15 protein-coding genes are annotated in these 15785 nt (G+C 64.0%); 3 read left to right on the plus strand and 12 right to left on the minus strand.

Translation table 11 applies throughout. The features are described from left to right. Positions 1-4 precede the first annotated feature (4 nt). The 3 genes from B552_RS0101010 to B552_RS0101020 all read right to left on the minus strand — a co-directional run bounded on the left by B552_RS0101010 (position 5) and on the right by B552_RS0101020 (position 3794). Positions 5-1546, minus strand: a complete 1542-nt coding sequence (locus tag B552_RS0101010) for a methyl-accepting chemotaxis protein (RefSeq protein ID WP_019447126.1) — start codon at positions 1544-1546, stop codon at positions 5-7. 229 nt (positions 1547-1775) lie between these two features. Beyond that, the gene (locus B552_RS0101015) at positions 1776-3026 is read right to left on the minus strand and encodes an MFS transporter (RefSeq protein WP_019447127.1); all 1251 of its coding nucleotides are present in this window, start codon (positions 3024-3026) and stop codon (positions 1776-1778) included. Positions 3027-3188: 162 nt separating this feature from the next. Further along, entirely contained in the window at positions 3189-3794 is a 606-nt protein-coding gene (locus B552_RS0101020; protein WP_019447128.1) for an isochorismatase family cysteine hydrolase, read from the minus strand. A gap of 319 nt (positions 3795-4113) precedes the next feature. On the opposite strand from B552_RS0101020, the gene B552_RS26995 reads away from it, so the two are divergent. Further along, positions 4114-7176: an autotransporter outer membrane beta-barrel domain-containing protein gene (locus B552_RS26995; RefSeq protein ID WP_083860201.1), complete on the plus strand. Its 3063-nt coding sequence runs from the start codon at positions 4114-4116 to the stop codon at positions 7174-7176. Positions 7177-7199: 23 nt separating this feature from the next. On the opposite strand, the gene B552_RS0101030 is transcribed toward B552_RS26995, so the two are convergent. Continuing rightward, entirely contained in the window at positions 7200-8015 is an 816-nt protein-coding gene (locus tag B552_RS0101030; RefSeq protein WP_019447130.1) for a CDP-diacylglycerol diphosphatase, read from the minus strand. 22 nt (positions 8016-8037) lie between these two features. Next, positions 8038-8271: a hypothetical protein gene (locus tag B552_RS0101035; RefSeq protein ID WP_019447131.1), complete on the minus strand. Its 234-nt coding sequence runs from the start codon at positions 8269-8271 to the stop codon at positions 8038-8040. A gap of 296 nt (positions 8272-8567) precedes the next feature. Here B552_RS0101035 and B552_RS0101040 point away from each other — a divergent pair, with 296 nt between their 5' ends. Further along, the gene (locus B552_RS0101040; RefSeq protein ID WP_026035170.1) at positions 8568-9620 is read left to right on the plus strand and encodes a phytoene/squalene synthase family protein; all 1053 of its coding nucleotides are present in this window, start codon (positions 8568-8570) and stop codon (positions 9618-9620) included. A 49-nt stretch (positions 9621-9669) separates the two neighbouring features. Here the strand turns inward: B552_RS0101040 and B552_RS0101045 are convergent, their stop codons facing one another. The 3 genes from B552_RS0101045 to B552_RS0101055 form a co-directional block, all read right to left on the minus strand. Continuing rightward, positions 9670-9993: a hypothetical protein gene (locus tag B552_RS0101045; RefSeq protein ID WP_019447133.1), complete on the minus strand. Its 324-nt coding sequence runs from the start codon at positions 9991-9993 to the stop codon at positions 9670-9672. 152 nt (positions 9994-10145) lie between these two features. Beyond that, positions 10146-10283, minus strand: coding sequence for a hypothetical protein (locus B552_RS29040; RefSeq protein WP_019447134.1), 138 nt, complete (start codon positions 10281-10283; stop codon positions 10146-10148). Between the two features lie 167 nt (positions 10284-10450). Next, positions 10451-10846: an FKBP-type peptidyl-prolyl cis-trans isomerase gene (locus B552_RS0101055; RefSeq protein ID WP_026035171.1), complete on the minus strand. Its 396-nt coding sequence runs from the start codon at positions 10844-10846 to the stop codon at positions 10451-10453. Positions 10847-11015: 169 nt separating this feature from the next. On the opposite strand from B552_RS0101055, the gene B552_RS0101060 reads away from it, so the two are divergent. After that, on the plus strand, positions 11016-11633 hold the full coding sequence (locus B552_RS0101060; RefSeq protein WP_019447136.1) for a hemolysin III family protein: 618 nt from the start codon (positions 11016-11018) through the stop codon (positions 11631-11633). A 4-nt stretch (positions 11634-11637) separates the two neighbouring features. Here B552_RS0101060 and B552_RS0101065 read toward each other — a convergent pair whose 3' ends face one another. Genes B552_RS0101065 through B552_RS0101080 form a run of 4 tightly spaced genes read right to left on the minus strand, consistent with a single transcriptional unit; the run spans position 11638 to position 15748 of the window. Beyond that, positions 11638-12900, minus strand: a complete 1263-nt coding sequence (locus B552_RS0101065) for a CoA transferase (protein WP_019447137.1) — start codon at positions 12898-12900, stop codon at positions 11638-11640. Between the two features lie 15 nt (positions 12901-12915). Beyond that, positions 12916-13713, minus strand: a complete 798-nt coding sequence (locus B552_RS0101070) for an enoyl-CoA hydratase-related protein (protein ID WP_019447138.1) — start codon at positions 13711-13713, stop codon at positions 12916-12918. Then, complete coding sequence (locus B552_RS0101075) at positions 13710-15233, minus strand: tripartite tricarboxylate transporter permease (protein WP_019447139.1); 1524 nt, start codon at positions 15231-15233, stop codon at positions 13710-13712. The genes B552_RS0101070 and B552_RS0101075 overlap by 4 nt, the downstream gene beginning before the upstream one ends. Positions 15234-15244: 11 nt before the next feature. After that, positions 15245-15748: a tripartite tricarboxylate transporter TctB family protein gene (locus tag B552_RS0101080; RefSeq protein ID WP_019447140.1), complete on the minus strand. Its 504-nt coding sequence runs from the start codon at positions 15746-15748 to the stop codon at positions 15245-15247. Positions 15749-15785: the final 37 nt, after the last annotated feature.

Raw genomic sequence — 15785 nt, forward strand, 5'->3', positions numbered from 1 at the left:
CCGCTTAGGCAGCCAGGCGGAAAGTAGCCACGGCTTCCTTGAGCCGCTGGGCCTGCTCCTCGAGCGAGCCCGCGGCTGCGGCGGCCTGTTCCACGAGCGCGGCGTTCTGCTGCGTGACCGTGTCCATCTGCGTCACCGCGTGATTGACCTGCTCGATGCCGGCGCTTTGTTCCCCCGACGCCGCGCTGATCTCGCCCATGATGTCGGTCACGCGCTTCACGGCACCGACGATCTCCTCCATGGTCTGGCCAGCCTGGGCCACCAGTTGCGAGCCGCGTTCGACGCGCTCTGCGGAATCACCGATCAGCGACTTGATCTCCTTGGCTGCCGTTGCGCTGCGTTGCGCGAGGCTGCGTACCTCGCCCGCCACCACGGCAAAGCCGCGGCCCTGCTCGCCTGCACGCGCGGCTTCCACGGCCGCATTCAGCGCCAGGATATTGGTCTGGAACGCAATGCCTTCGATCACCGAGATGATGTCCACCACCTTGCGTGACGAGGTATTGATCTCGTCCATCGTGTGCACCACCTGGCCCACCACCTCGCCGCCCTGCGTGGCCACGTCGGAAGCGTTGACGGCCAGGCTGCTGGCCTGCTTCGCGCTGTCGGCGTTCTGGCGCACGATGCTCGTGAGTTCTTCCATGCTGGACGCGGTCTCCTGCAGCGACGATGCCTGCTCTTCGGTGCGCTGCGAAAGATCGGTGTTGCCGGCGGCGATCTGGCTCGTACCCGTGGCAATCGCCTCGGTGCCGTTGCGCACTTCCTTGACGATGCCAAGGATGTTGTCGTTCATCTCGCGCAGTGCTTCAAGCAGCTGTCCGGTCTCGTCCCGACTATCCACGTGGATGCGGCTGGTCAGGTCACCGGCGGCAACCGTCCGGGCAAAGCCCACGGCACGATGCAGCGGGCGCGTGATGCCAATCGTCAGCCACCAGGCAAACGCCACGCCAATTGCCAGCACGATGGCACCGAGCGCAATCAGGCCATTGCGCGCGCTTTCGTAGATGCGGTTGATCTCCTCGGCCGTGGCATCGATCGACGCGCGCTGGATATCGAGCAGCTTCTGGATTTCGCCGAGATAGGCTTCGCCGGCCGGCACGAACTCGGTCTCCAGCACCTTGTTGGCGGCGTCGGTGTCCCCGGCCTGCTTGAGCTTGGTGATCTTGTCGCGCGACTCGTTATACGGATTGCGCACGACCAGGATGCGCTGGAACGCGGCCTTTTCGGCGTCGGACGTCAGCATCGGCTGCATCTTGTCGCGCAGTGCGGCAATCGCGTCGGTCGAGTATTTCGTCTCGGCCGCGAAGAACGCGCCAAGCGTGGGATCACTGCTGCGCGCAATGGCCGTGGTCCGGCGCACGCTGGCGTACATCAGGCGATACCAGTCGCTGACGACGCGCTCCTTTGCCAGCGGCTGTTGCATCATCGCGTGCGTACGGCCCGCGACGTCCTGCAGGCGCGGCACGCCCAGCGCGGTCATGAACGTGGACAACAGCAAGACCACGCCAAAGCCGATGCCAAGGCGTACACCAATACCAAGATTCTTCATGTCTTCTTCTGCCTGATTGACTGGTTGGTGGCGGACCGTGCGCGCGCAGCGGCGGCCGGTCGCTCGTGTCCGGGCGCGCACGTGAATGTACGCACGGACGGACATTGAAAAACCTAACGGCAGCAGGTATTGGAACTTGAGGAAAAGCTCAGGGAAAACGCGGATTGCGGACGCAATCGCGATTGAAAGCGATTTGTAATGTTGCTGACGCGATCAGCCGATCAGCCGATCAGCGTCGGGCCGCGGGCGCCGACGTGGGACTGAAGTAGTACGGCACCAGCGCAAGCACCACCACCGCCACTGCGGTCAGGAAGATTGCCGCGTACGTGTAGGCCACGGGCCAGTCCCGCAAATGACCCTGGTTGGCAATCAGGCCGAAACTCCACGACATCAGTGCTGACCCCAGGAACACGAACGTATTGAGCAGGCCCAGGCCCCGGCCGCGTGCAGGCGCGGGAATCAGCGCGCGCCCCTGCGCCATCACCAGCGGATGCAGCATGCCAAGCGTCGACAGCAGCGCCATCAGGCTGACGCCGGTCACCACACCGGCATCCGGCCAGATCGCCAGTGCGATACCGCCGCTCATCGACAGGCAACCCCACCCGCCGACCGCCGCCTTGAGCGAACTGCGCCGCACGAGCACGGGCAGCACGAAAGCGGTAAGGAAACCCGCCAGGCTCAGCAGCATCAGCGCCATGCCGCGCGTGCCAGCCTGCAGGCCAAACACGTCGGCCAGATACGGGCCGCTCCATGCGTTGCGGAAGGTCGTGCCAGCGGCCATCGCCACGCACAGCGGAATCAGGGTCCAGAGCGGCCACAGCCCAAGCAGCCTGACGCTCTCTGTCAGCATCGCGCCCATCGGCGCCTGCCGCGCCTGCGCATGCCCGTCATCGCGAACAAAGCGCCAGACGCCATAACACGCCGCCACCATGCAGATTGCCGACAGCGCCATTGCGGGACGCCAGCCGACATGCTGCGAGGCCCAGCCCAGCGGAGCCGTTGCACACAGCGCGCCGAGCATGCCTAGCGCATTCGAGCGGCTTGCCACCCGCATGTACCGCCCTTCCGTAAGCTGTTCCGACGCAAAGTGGAGCAGGCCCATGAACACCGGCGCGCAGGCCAGCCCAAGGCCCATCTCCGCCAGCATGGCCACGCCCCCATTCGGCGCCAGCACGAAGCCGATCGCCGATACCGCACCAACGCCAAGCAGCAGCGCCGTCGGCCGGCCCACGCCGTAGCGGTCAAATGCGATGCCAACGGGGATCTGTGCAGCGGCAAACGCAAGGAAGAAACACGACGACAGCGCGCCGAATCCTGCCGGCGACAAATCGAAGTCACGCTGCAGCTCGGGCGCGATAACCGCCAGGCAGCTCCGGTAGAACTGGCTCAGGATAAAGGCGAAGGTCAGCAGGGCGATGCCGCGCGACGCGGTTGTCTCGGTCTCCGCGGCGGTGCTTTCCTTGGGGAAAGTCGAATTCAATTTGTAGCTCTTACTGGAGGGGCTCGCGGGATATTCTACGCGGCTTGCACTCCTTGTAAGACGTCTGACGATGCACCTGAGGAAACTAAGCGGCGAATATCGGCCAACCCGTCGGCCACTCCCGTCCACACATTCCGGCAGGCAAAACGTCGGGTTCAGATGCTAGGCAAGCAGTTGCAACGCATCGGCGAGCGACAGCACGGTTGTGCGTGAATCGAACGCCGTTGAGAAAAGATGATCGTGCACGATCTGATCGGGGTCGTAGCAGCAATCCTTGATCGTGAACAGTCGGAAGTCCGCATCGCTCGCATGCGCAACCGACGACAGCACCACGCCGGTCGACGCAATGCCCACCATGAGCAGCGTATCGATACCCTGCGCGGAAAGCCGCACCTGCAGGTCGGTACCAAAGAACACGCTGGCACGATGCGCGATGATCAGCGGTTCATTCGCCTGCTGGCCGAGTTCCGGCGAGACCCGGTCCTCGACGAACAGGCCAAGCTGCTTGATGCCCTGCCCGTTTCGATTCAACGGACTGACTTCCGGATAGCCGGGGCTGAAGTGGATCTTGGCGAAATAGACGCTGACGCCCGCGGCCCGCGCAGCGTCGCACAGCTTGCGCGTATTGGAGAGCAACGTGGGCGCGACCGATGGAAACAACGCCAGGATGTCGGTCTGGTAATGCATGACCAACAGCGCGGTTTTCGCGGGAACAATTGCCGGAATCTGCATCGTCAGATGGTGTCCATGTGCAAGGGATGGCGACATGTGGCTACGCGATAAGACACGGTGACCGACTCTACCACGACGATCGTGAAGCGAATTTTCGCTAAGCATGCATCTGCTCCAGTGGCGTGGGTCTCATCCATTGGACCAGCGCCCATTGCCGAATATCTTCCGAACGTACGCGTGCGCTTGACGATCACTGCAATCACAAACGCTGGCGCGGATCGTCGACAGTCAAAGACTGCTCACGCAAAAGCGTCTGCTAGCTAACACGCCATAACTTTCCTATCGTGACCGAGGTAATGGCTTTGCAATCGAGGTAGCCGAAAACGCTCGCAGAACGCTGCCCGATCCGAGTCCGATGTCGAGCGCCAGAAGGAGAGACGTGCGAATCAAATCGCGGCTGGCGGTCCGCAATCCAGTTGTGTTGTTGCTGCTAATGCTGTGGCACGGCGCGCCCCGCGCTGCCTGCGACAATCCGGTGCCCACGACCGGCCAAACCACCACCTGCGATTCCACTGCTGCCAATTCCACCGACACGCCGGTCCTGGCCGCACCAGGCAGCACTAACGTCACTGTCAATATTCTTGCCAATGCCGGACTGGACGTTACGACCAATAACGGCATCCTTGTCTATGACAGAAGCACGGTGATCAATCTGGGCACCGTGCATGTGGCGGGCGACTTCTTCGATGCGTTGTCCGCCCAAGGCACGGGCGATGGAAACAACGTGCTGATCAACCGCGGGATGCTCGTCACCACGGGCAATTTCTCGGAAGGCATGTTCAATAGCGCTGCCGCCGTGGTGATGGTCAACGACGCGACGGGCGTCATCCGGACATCGGGACAGAACTCGGCCGCGATGCATGATTTCCAAAGCCCGGGAGGCGGCACGCTCGTCAACAACGGTCAGATATTTGTTTCGGGCGCCGGCTCGTACGGGATGGCCGCGGCGAGTCCCAATGACACGGTCATCAACAACGGGTCCATTCACATGGATGCCAGCGGCGCAGCCGGGATCTTCACCAACGGCGGAGGTACGGCCACGGTCACCAACAACGGCACCATCAATGTGACTGCCAACGGCGCACAAGGCATTACAGCACTTAACGCCGGCCCGGTTACCGTCACTAACAACGGGACGATCCTGGCCACTGGCATGCAGGATATCGGCGCGTTCTTTGGCAGCCCGGTGAAGTTCACCAACGGGCCACGCGCAAGCATTGTTGTCACGCGGAACGACGGTGTCATCGCGAATGGCGGCGGCACGCTCAACAATGCGGGAACCATCAACGCCTCCGGCGTTGGAATTTTCGCTGGCGGCCCGGCGACGGTCACGAATACCGGATCCATTGCGAGCAGTACGTTCGTCGGCATCTGGGCGCAGGGCCCGGCCAGCATCGTCATCAATAGCAGTGGCAACATCAGCGGTGCCGTGGCGGCGGTGCTCACCGATGCGGGGGACGATTCATTCAGCATGTCAGGCGGATCGACCACCGGCATCGTTGACCTGGGCGGAGGATCAAACACTGTCACGCTGACAGGCGGCGCCATCGGATCGGGCATCCGCACCGGGACTGGGACGTCCGACACGCTGCTCTGGCGCGATGGCGGGACGATCTCTGGCGCGGTCACGCTCAACGGCAACCACAACACCGCCACGCTGACGCGCCTGACCGACGCCAATCTATCCGGCCTGACTGTCCTTGCCAGCGGCACCGGCACCGGCACGCTGACCTTCGACAACACTGTGACCGGTGCTGCCAGCCGCTTCACCAACTGGACGACGATCAACCTGTCGAATGGCAGCCAGCTCACGCTCGACAAACCAGGACTCGTCCTCGGCAATAACGGCATCGGCACCGGCACCGGCACCGGCACACTCAGCATTGACGCCACCAGCACGCTGTTTGCCGGCGGCCTCGGCGATCCCCCGATCGCGCCCGCACAGCCCGGGCAACTTGTGACCGTCAACAATGCCGGGGTCATCGACCTTACCAACGGCGGGAAGAGCACAGCCGACGTGCTCGTCATCACCGGGAACTATGTCGGCCAGAACGGCCGCCTGCTGATGCAAACCGTGCTTGGCGCCGACGGCGCGCCCAGCGACCGCCTGGTACTGGCGCAGGGCACCGCATCCGGCAGCACGACGCTCGGCATCACGAACGTCGGCGGCTCCGGGGGCGCGACGGTTGCGGACGGGATCATGGTGGTACAGGCCACCAACGGTGCGACGACCACGCCGAGCGCCTTCACGCTATCCGCGCCGCTTATGGCGGGTGCCTTTGCCTATTACCTGTTCAAGGGCGGCGTAACCACGGGTACGGCTGACAACTGGTATCTGCGCTCCAGCCTTGCACCGCTGCCGGCCCCCGCCCCCGCAACGGATGTGCCAGCCTCGGCGCCGATCCCCTTTGCGGCTCCCGGCACGCTGCCGCCACCCCCACCGGCCGGTGCCGATCCAACTCCGTTGTACCGGATGGAAGTCCCGGTCTACGCCGCCATCCCGGAGACCATACGCGAGCTTGGCCTTGCGCAGCTCAGCACCTTTCACGAGCGCCAGGGCGACCAGTCCTTCCTGAATGAGAACGGCCCGGTACGGGCAGCCTGGGGCCGTGTGTGGGGCGGGCACGCGAGCTTGTCCAACCACGGCGCGGCAAGCCCGGAATTCGGCGGCAGCATCGGGGGTCTGCAGATCGGACACGACCTCTATGCCGACGCACGCAACAGCGGACACCGCGACCACATCGGTGTCTTCATCGGCTTTGCAAGGGCGAGCGGCGACGTGGACGGATTTGCCCTTGGCTTCCCCGGCTTCGCGGCAGGGCAGCTTGCGGCAAACGCCTACAGCCTCGGCGCCTACTGGACCCACGTCGGCCCCGCCGGCTGGTACACGGACAGCGTCATCATGGGCAGCACGCTCACCATCGATCCCAAGTCCAGCCAGGGCATCGGCACGACCACACACGGCACCGCCATCTACACCTCGGTGGAGGGTGGCCTGCCAATTCCACTGACGGCGACGGTCAGCGTGGAGCCGCAGGCGCAACTGATCTGGCAGCACGCCAACGTCAACGAGTTGAACGACGGTATCTCGACCGTCGCGTTCCATTCGGACGGCAGCGTGATCGGCCGCCTCGGTGCGCGACTGCTGGGGAAGTTCGAACGTTCCGGGATGGTCTGGCAGCCGTATCTGCGAGCGAATCTATGGCGTTACTTCGGCGGCACAGACAGCCAGACCTACGCCGCGACGACGGTGATACCGACTAGCGTCTCCGCAACTGCTGCGGAATTCGGTTTGGGACTGGCGATCGGCATCAATCGCCACGGCAGTGCGTTCCTGAATTTCAGCTATGGCACCAACGTTGACAGCGCCCACCGGAGCATAGTCGCCGGGAATGCAGGCCTTCGTTGGCGGTGGTAGCGGTTCGCCTGCTACAGCTACAGCTACTGCTGGGGCTGGGGCTGGGACTGGGACTGGGACTGGGGCTGCGGCCGCGCGCGGCCCAGCTTGCAGCCACGGTCGAGAAAATCGCTCGCATGGCCGTTGGCGCCGCCGGCCTTGCTGACGGGCTCGTCCACCACGACAAACCCGGCCTGCCCGGGCTGCCCTTGCGGCGGGCGCACGTAGCCCACGAAGACGCCTCGGTCGGCGATGTCGGCATCGGCACCAATGTCCTGCCTGACAACATCGAATGGGTCCACCGGCAGCACCGGGTCATCCGAAGGTATCAGCCTGGCGCGCACCGCCTTGCCACGGAACTGCAGGTCGCGCCAGCGCGTGTCAATCGCGCCGCTGGCCATGAAGTCGCGTGCGCTTTCGCTGATGCAATCCAGATGGATATGAAGCTGGTCCTGGCTGCGCGCTGCCTTGGCGTTGATCGCCAGCCCAAGCAGCGTATCGGGCAGCGGATTGCCCACGGCCCGGGCCACGGTGTCGCGCACGCTCCAGCCGAACGCCCAGGCGTTGTGCTCGCGATCGGACCATACACGCGCGTCGTCGACGCCGCTGACGGGCCGCACGGGAATCACAAGGTAGTGCGACGCGCCGATCATGTCCTTGTAGAGGACAAAGCCACGCTGGCGATCGACGATCACGCAGTCGGGATGGATGGGGGTGGCGGGCGTCAGGCAGCGCTGCTGGACATTCTTCCAGAGGCTGTCACGCGAGAATCCGCCGACGATATGCTCGAGCAGGCTGGCATCGGCACAGGCCTGACCCGACGCCGCAAGCGCCAGGCACCACAGCAACAGGCGCTTCACGAATGCGCTGCGGGAATTGCGTTCAGCGCGCGGTGCGTCCGCCGTAGTAAGTACCGTTGCGCGGATTCGAGACCTGGTACTCGTGGGTGCGCGCCCAGCGCTGGGCAGCAAGAAATGCTTCGGGTTCACGTTGACTCCACGCACTGACCATCAGCGGCGAGGCATCTTCCTCGGTATTGAGGTAGACGGCCGCGCGATGCAGTGCAACCCGGGTAGCGGATCCGGGAATCGTCGTGGTTCGAATCGTCACGCGCATCAGTGCAATCCTGAAAGCCCAGATGCAGGAAATTATGCATAACCGCGCATGACATGGGAATGACCGCGTGGCGCCGATGTTGCGTACCTGGACAAATATTTTCCCAGGCTGGCCGGGACGGCCGCGCCAGGGCTGGATTTCCGGGCAAATGCGGGTTTTCGAGCGTGGTGCGCACGCCACGCATGTATCGCACAGGAGACCCGGGCGGCCCGGTCGCCGAGCCGCGCCCATGGCGCCAGGGCATTGGCGGCGGCTGGCGGCTACAATGCGCGGTCCCATCGTGTGATGATCTTGCCATGCCAAATCCGAACCGGACCTTTCTGCTAGGCCCGCTACTGAAAGGGGTTTCCCGTTCGTTCTACCTGACCCTGCGCATCCTGCCGGCAGGCATGCGCGACCCCGTTGGCCTGGCCTATCTGCTGGCGCGCGCGGCGGACACCATCGCCGATACCTCGCTGATTCCACCGGCACGGCGGCTTGAACTGCTGCTGTCGCTACGGCAGCGCATCAACGGCACCGAGGACGGCGGGCTGCTTGCGCAGCAACTGGCCGCAGAGGTGGCCAGCCAGCAAACCCAGTCCGACGAAAAAGTGCTGCTGGAATCTATCGGACCTGCGCTCGACGTTCTGACGCAACTCGATGAGACCGATCGAAGCGCGGTGCGCGGTATCGTCAGTACGCTGACCGAAGGCATGGAGTTCGACCTGAACACGTTTCCGGACGAACGCTCCGGCCAGGTGGCGGCACTGCGCACGATGGCCGACCTCGATCGCTACACGTACCTCGTTGCCGGTTGCGTGGGCGAGTTCTGGACCACGATGACCTATGCCCATCAGCCAGGCGTGCTTTCCGAAGCGCCGGAGGCAATGCTGCGTCGCGGCATCCGCTTCGGCAAGGCGCTGCAGATGGTCAACGTGCTGCGCGATTGCGGCAAGGATCTGCGCATCGGCCGCTGCTATCTGCCGACCGAGGTGCTCGACCGTCACGGGCTTGTGCCGCTCGACCTGATGGACCCAGCCAACGGACAACGCGCGCAACCGATGCTGCGTGAACTGATGCGCTTCTCGCTGGACCACTTCCGCGCAGCGATGGCCTATACGTTCGCGATTCCCCGCACGGCCATCAGGCTGCGGCTGGCCTGCCTGTGGCCGATCCTGATCGGCCTGGAAACGCTGCTGCTGCTTGCCGACAACAAGGCCTGGCTCGACCCTGCACGCGTATCGAAGATCCCGCGTGGCAACGTCTATCGCGTGATCGCGCGCAGCACCGCCTCGGTCATGTCGGACACGCTGCTGCGCCGGTGGATGGACGACCTGATCTCATCGATCGAAGCTCGCCTTTCGCAATAAAAAAAGCCCCGCGCAAGGCGGGGCCCTGTTCCTGACCAGATCACGCAGTTCACTGCGTCGCCGCTGTCGGAGCGGCTGGCGCCTTCTTGTGAGACTTGCTCGACTTCTTGGTGGTGCTCTTGCTGTCGGTCAAGGCTGATGACGTGCTCTGGTTCGCGCCCTGTGTGTAGGGATCGAACTTGTCACCGGACCGGGCAGTGTCAGGCACATAGCCATCCTTGTTGGTCGCACGCGCCGGATCCGGAACATAACCGTCCTTGTTGGTCGTGTGCATGTCGTAGTCATAACGTTCGGACGGGCTTTCCGGTCCTGCGGCCAACGCCAGCCCTGGAACCAGGACTGCGAATGCCAATGCAAAGTTGATTGCCTTCATCGAGTCTCTCCCGCGAGATCGGTTGAAATCATCGTGCGTCGGACGTGCACGGACCGCTCTCAAGCGTAGGCCTCTGGCATCGGAAATGCCATGACGTATTGCGCAATGCAACGTGGGCAACACCGGCGCTTCAGGACCGCGTCACGACCCCATCACGGACGCAGCAGGTCGAAGCCGGCGAGCGCAATCACGCCGCTCAATGCGTCCATCGACATGGAACCGTTGCCAAGGATCAGAACGGCCGCGGCGATCCACGTGGAGGCGCAGAAAAGATAAAAACGCTTGTTCATGGGGAGCCCCGTCCCGTGCTGCGGGCGAAAGAAGGACGTCAGTATAGACCCCGATTTTCGGCGACGAACAAGCGCCTTTTTGCACACATCTTGTACATGTTCAGACCGGAGAGAGGTCGGGGGAGAGGGCCAGCCGCAACCATGCCGACCCACTCAGCCGTCAGACGTCAGCCGCCAATCCCCAGCAGCTCCACTTCAAAATTCAGCGTGGCATTCGGAGGAATCGTTCCCGGCACGCCGCGCGCGCCATAGGCCGTGGCGGCCGGGCAGGTCAGCTTGGCCTTTTCGCCGACCTTCATCTTCTGCACGCCCTCGGTCCAGCACGGAATCACGCGGTTCAGCGGAAACGAGATCGGCTGGCCACGCTTGTAGGAGCTGTCGAACTCCGTGCCATCGGTCAGCGTGCCACGATAGTGGACCTTGACCGTATCCGAAGCCTTGGGCGATGCGCCGGTGCCCTTGGTGACGTGCTCGATCACCACGCCGGACGGCAGCGTTTCCGCTTGTGCGATACCTGTAGCGCCCAGCGCCACGGCGGCGAGGATCAGGGAAAGTTTCTTCATGGGATTCTGTGGTGTCAGGTTCTTGATAGTGGCGTTCGTGCCAGGCAAGCCCCGCAGGAACGCCAGCGGGCAAGTGTACATGACCGCGAAATCGCTAAGGGCATCGCGGCGGCATGCGCGATCCGTGACAGAATGGGCGCTTGTCCACAGCGCAGATGGAGCATTGGGGATGTATCGCGGCGAACGGTTCAATGGCTATAGTCACCTGGCGGGGGCGGTGCTCTCGGCGGCCGGCATGGCGGTGCTGGTCACCTCGTCGGCGCTTCATAACGATGCCTGGAAGGTGGTCAGCTCCATCGTGTATGGCACCACGCTGGTGCTGCTGTACACGATCTCCACCGTCTATCACAGCGTACGCGGCCCGGCCAAGGACATCTTCCGGCGCCTCGACTATTGCGCAATCTACCTGCTGATTGCCGGCAGCTATACACCGTTCGCACTGGTTACGCTGCACGGCCCGTGGGGCTGGACGCTGTTCGGCATCAACTGGGGGCTTGCCGTGATCGGCATCGTGCAGGAACTGTGGATCGGGAAGCGCACGCGAATCCTGTCGCTGGCCATCTACGTGATCATGGGGTGGTTGGTGCTGGTGGCATTCGGCCCACTGGCGGCCGCCCTGCCGCGCGCAGGGCTGTACTGGCTCGTAGCCGGCGGCGCGGTCTACACCGCCGGCATCGGCTTCTTCCTGTTCGACGAAAAGGTGCGCCACTTCCACGGCATCTGGCACCTGTTCGTGCTGGCCGGCAGCATGTGCCAGTTCGTCAGCATCCTCTACTACGTCGGCTGACCCCCTAAGCCTCTGTCACGGTGCAGGCCGCCGGCGCGGCCGCTTCCGTCACCACACCCGCCTCAAGCATCATATCGATCTCGCCCGCGCTGTAGCCGCATTCGGCCAGCAGCGCGCGCGTATGTTCGCCCAACCTTGGCGACGGGCGATGGTACTGCGCCGGTGTCTCCGATAGCTGCACCGGCAGCCCCAGTGTGCGGATCGGCCCGGCCTCCGCGTGCTGTTGCCGCACCACCATGCCGCGCGCCAGCGTCTGCGGGTGGTTTAGTGCCTCGCCAATCGAATGCACGGGCCCGGCAGGTACACCGGCAGCATCGAATGCCGCCAGCCATTCCGCAGACCGGCGTGTACCGAGAATCGCCGCCATCGCCGGCAGCAACGTGTCGCGGTTACGCATGCGGTCGGCATTGAGCCGGTACCGCGGGTCGTCGATCCATTCCGGATGCCCGAGCACCTGCGCGATGCGCGCCCAGTTCTTCTCGTTCGCGCCGCCCACGATGATGTGGCCATCCTGCGTCGGGAACGCCTGGTATGGCGTAGCCAGCACGTGCGCCGATCCGCTCGGCCCCGGGGATTCCCCCGTGGCAAAGTGGATGGCCGCATGCCAGTAGAGCTGTTGCAGGCCCGCTTCGATCAGCGACGTTTCGACGATCTGCCCCCGCCCGGTCTTCTGCCGATGCTGATACGCCGCGAGGATGCCGAACGCGGCCAGAATGCCCGCGTTGATATCGGCAATCGAATTGCCGGTACGCAGCGGCGGCCCGCCTTCCTCGCCCGTGATGCTCATCAGTCCCGTGTAGCCCTGCGCGATCAGGTCGAAGCCACCCTTGTCCGCAAACGGCCCGCTGCGCCCATAGCCAGATATCGCGCAGTAGATCAGGCCCGGGTTCTCGCGGGACAGCGTGTCGTATCCCAGCCCAAGCTTCTCCAGCGTGCCCTTGCGAAAGTTCTCGATCACCACATCGGCATTGCGCACCATGCGCAGGAACACCTCTCGCCCTTCAGGCGTCTTCAGGTCCAGCGCAATGCCGCGCTTGTTGCGGTTCAGCATCAGGAACGGCGCGGACACACCGTTGATGGTCGGCTCGCGATAGCCGCGTGCATCGTCGCCACCGTCGATCTTCTCGATCTTGATCACATCGGCGCCAAGATCGGCCAGCATCATGCCGCAGGTGGGGCCGGCCATGATCTGGGCAAGTTCCAGAACCCGCAGGCCAGCCAGCGCACCAGGCTGCATGCCGGATGCGGTGTCGGGGGAATGGGACATCGGTCTTCTCCCTGGTTATCGACCAGTGAATGTCGGCGTCTCCTTGGCCAGGAACGCGCGATAGCCGGTGCGGAAGTCCTCGGTATCGAAGCAGTCGAATGCAGCATCGAGATCGGCTGCAGAGAGAGGCTTGCCTTCGGCCAATTGCCGTGCAAACCGCTTGTGCCACCGCGCAACCAGCGGCGCGCCCGATGCAATCCGCTGCGCCGTGGCGCGCGCCTCGTCTGCCACACGGTCATCTGGCACCACGCGGGACACGAGACCCATCGCATATGCCTCATCGGCGCCGACGATGCGTCCTTCGAACAGCAGTTCAAGCGTGCGCGACGTGCCAATCAGCCGGATCAGCGGCGCCATTTCCGCATGCGCCATCACCAGCCCGAGGTTCTTGATCGGCGCACCGAAGCGGCCGCTCTGGCCACAGATGCGGATATCGGCCATCGCCGCCACTTCCAGCCCGCCGCCCACGCAAATGCCGTGAACCTGCGCCACCACCGGATGCGGGCAATCCTGCATCGCCTGCGCGGTGGCGTGCATCACCGCCCCATAAACCATGGCCTGCTGCTTGTTCGAGCGCGCGGTGGAAAATTCGCCGATATCGTTGCCCGGCGAGAACGCCCGCTCGCCCGCGCCGCGTACGATCACGCAGCGCACCGAGTCATCGGCCGACAACGTGCGGAATGCTTCGCCGAGTTGCCGCCACATGTCGAGCGTGAACGCATTGAGCTTCTCGGGCCGGTTCAGGGTGATCGTGGCAACGGCATCGTCGCGCGTCACCAGCAACGTCTCTTCGTGTTGAACGGGATCGCTCATTCCGCCGCCCCTTGTGCCTGCACCACCTTGCGGCGGCGAGTTTTCTCGAGCAGGCCGCCGAACAGCGGCCATACCAGGATCACCACTGCCAGCGCCATGATCGTGCCGACGAGCCCGTTGGACCAGAACACGTTGAGTTCGCCCTGCGACATCAGCATGGTCTGCCGGAACGCATCTTCCGCGCGATCGCCAAGCACAAGCGCCAGCACCAATGGCGCAAGCGGATAGTCGAGCTTCTTGAGCACGTAGCCAACCACGCCGAAGATCAGCATGAGCCAGACATCGAACATTGCGTTGTGCACCGTGAACGCGCCGATCGCGCAGACCACCAGGATCAGCGGCGCGATGATCGCGAACGGAATACGCAGGATGGCGGCGAACAGCGGCACCGTGGACAGCACCACGATCAGCCCCGCCAGGTTGCCCAGGTACATGCTGGCGATCAGGCCCCAGACAAAGGTCTTCTGCTCGGTGAACAACAGCGGCCCCGGCTGCAGGCCCCAGATCATCAACCCGCCCAACAGCACCGCAGCCGTTGCCGACCCCGGGATGCCGAGCGCCAGCATCGGCAGCAGCGCACTGGTGCCGGCCGCGTGCGCGGCACACTCGGGCGCGATCACGCCTTCGACATTGCCGCGGCCGAACGTCTCTCGCTTGCGCGAAAAGCGCTTGGCCACGCCGTAGCCCATGAACGATGCCGCCGTGGCGCCGCCTGGCGTCACTCCAAGCCAGCAGCCGATGATCGACGAGCGGATCAGCGTCATCCAGTAGCGCGGCAGTTCGGCCCAGGTCTTCAGTACTACCTTGAGGTCGATGCTGGCGCGCTTGCCACGGAACGCGACGCCCTCCTCCATCGTCATCAGGATCTCGCTGATGCCGAACAGGCCGATCACGGCCACGAGGAAGTCGAAGCCGCGCAGCAGTTCGGTGGAGCCGAACGTCATGCGCAGCGTGCCGGACACCGTATCCATGCCGACTGCCGCGAGCGCGAATCCTACGCACATTGCAATCACGATCTTGGCCTTGGCTTCCTTGCCCATGCCAACAAAGCTGCAGAAAGTCAGGAAGTAGACCGCGAAAAATTCCGGTGGCCCGAAGCGCAGCGCAAACTTCGCCACCAGTGGTGCCAGGAACGTGATCAGCAGCACGCCAGCCAGCGCACCGAGAAACGAACCCGTGAATGCCGATGTCAGCGCACGGCCCGCCTCGCCTTGCTGCGCGAGTGGATAGCCATCGAACGTGGTGGCCACGGACCACGCCTCACCGGGAATGTTGAACAGGATCGACGTGATCGCGCCGCCAAACAGTGCACCCCAGTAGATGCACGACAGCATGATGATGGCCGACGTCGGCTCCATCGAGAATGTCAGCGGCAGCAGGATCGCCACGCCGTTGGGGCCGCCAAGACCCGGCAGCACGCCCACCACGATTCCGAGCAGGATGCCCACCAGCATCAGCCCGACGTTGTGCCATGACATCGCCACGGCAAAGCCGCCCATCAATGCATTGAGTTCTTCCATGCCGGCCTCTCTCAGAATCCGAAGGCCGCTTCGAGCGGACCCTTGGGCAACGGCACGCGGAACTGCATCTCGAAGATCCAGAACAGCACCACGTTGATGGCCACGCCGGTCAGCACCGCGCGCCACCATGCAAACTTGCCGATCGCCCGCATGAAACCGGCGATAAACAGCGCCGATGCCACATAGATGCCGGCGAATGTGATCAGCGCCACGTACGCCGTCAGCGGCACCAGGATCACGGCCACCTGACGCAACTGCGGCCACGTGACAAAGACCTTGTCGCTGTCGCTACGCCACGCCTGCCACAGCACCACCAGGCAGGCAATGAAGATGATCGCGCCGATGCGCATCGGGAAATAGCCGGCCTCCGGGCCGTCCGGCGCCCAGCCCGCGCCAATCTGGTAGTTGCTGACCATCACCACCACCGCGCCGATGGCGATCAGCAGCGCGGTGGTGATTTCCGCCGCGCGCACCGAGATCGCCGCCGGCGCGGCGTCATGTAGTTGTTCGCTCATTGGTATCCCCTTTGGTGTTCGCTCCCCTCTCCCACTT

Source organism: Cupriavidus sp. BIS7 (assembly GCF_000292345.1).
Taxonomy (GTDB): Bacteria; Pseudomonadota; Gammaproteobacteria; order Burkholderiales; family Burkholderiaceae; genus Cupriavidus.

Coding starts and splice junctions, on each gene's coding strand:
- B552_RS0101010 (WP_019447126.1), bottom strand. CDS start 1,546: ATGAAGAATCTTGGTATTGGTGTACGCCTTGGCATCGGCTTTGGCGTG.
- B552_RS0101020 (WP_019447128.1), bottom strand. CDS start 3,794: ATGTCGCCATCCCTTGCACATGGACACCATCTGACGATGCAGATTCCG.
- B552_RS26995 (WP_083860201.1), top strand. CDS start 4,114: ATGTCGAGCGCCAGAAGGAGAGACGTGCGAATCAAATCGCGGCTGGCG.
- B552_RS0101035 (WP_019447131.1), bottom strand. CDS start 8,271: ATGCGCGTGACGATTCGAACCACGACGATTCCCGGATCCGCTACCCGG.
- B552_RS0101040 (WP_026035170.1), top strand. CDS start 8,568: ATGCCAAATCCGAACCGGACCTTTCTGCTAGGCCCGCTACTGAAAGGG.
- B552_RS0101045 (WP_019447133.1), bottom strand. CDS start 9,993: ATGAAGGCAATCAACTTTGCATTGGCATTCGCAGTCCTGGTTCCAGGG.
- B552_RS29040 (WP_019447134.1), bottom strand. CDS start 10,283: ATGAACAAGCGTTTTTATCTTTTCTGCGCCTCCACGTGGATCGCCGCG.
- B552_RS0101055 (WP_026035171.1), bottom strand. CDS start 10,846: ATGAAGAAACTTTCCCTGATCCTCGCCGCCGTGGCGCTGGGCGCTACA.
- B552_RS0101060 (WP_019447136.1), top strand. CDS start 11,016: ATGTATCGCGGCGAACGGTTCAATGGCTATAGTCACCTGGCGGGGGCG.
- B552_RS0101065 (WP_019447137.1), bottom strand. CDS start 12,900: ATGTCCCATTCCCCCGACACCGCATCCGGCATGCAGCCTGGTGCGCTG.
- B552_RS0101070 (WP_019447138.1), bottom strand. CDS start 13,713: ATGAGCGATCCCGTTCAACACGAAGAGACGTTGCTGGTGACGCGCGAC.
- B552_RS0101075 (WP_019447139.1), bottom strand. CDS start 15,233: ATGGAAGAACTCAATGCATTGATGGGCGGCTTTGCCGTGGCGATGTCA.
- B552_RS0101080 (WP_019447140.1), bottom strand. CDS start 15,748: ATGAGCGAACAACTACATGACGCCGCGCCGGCGGCGATCTCGGTGCGC.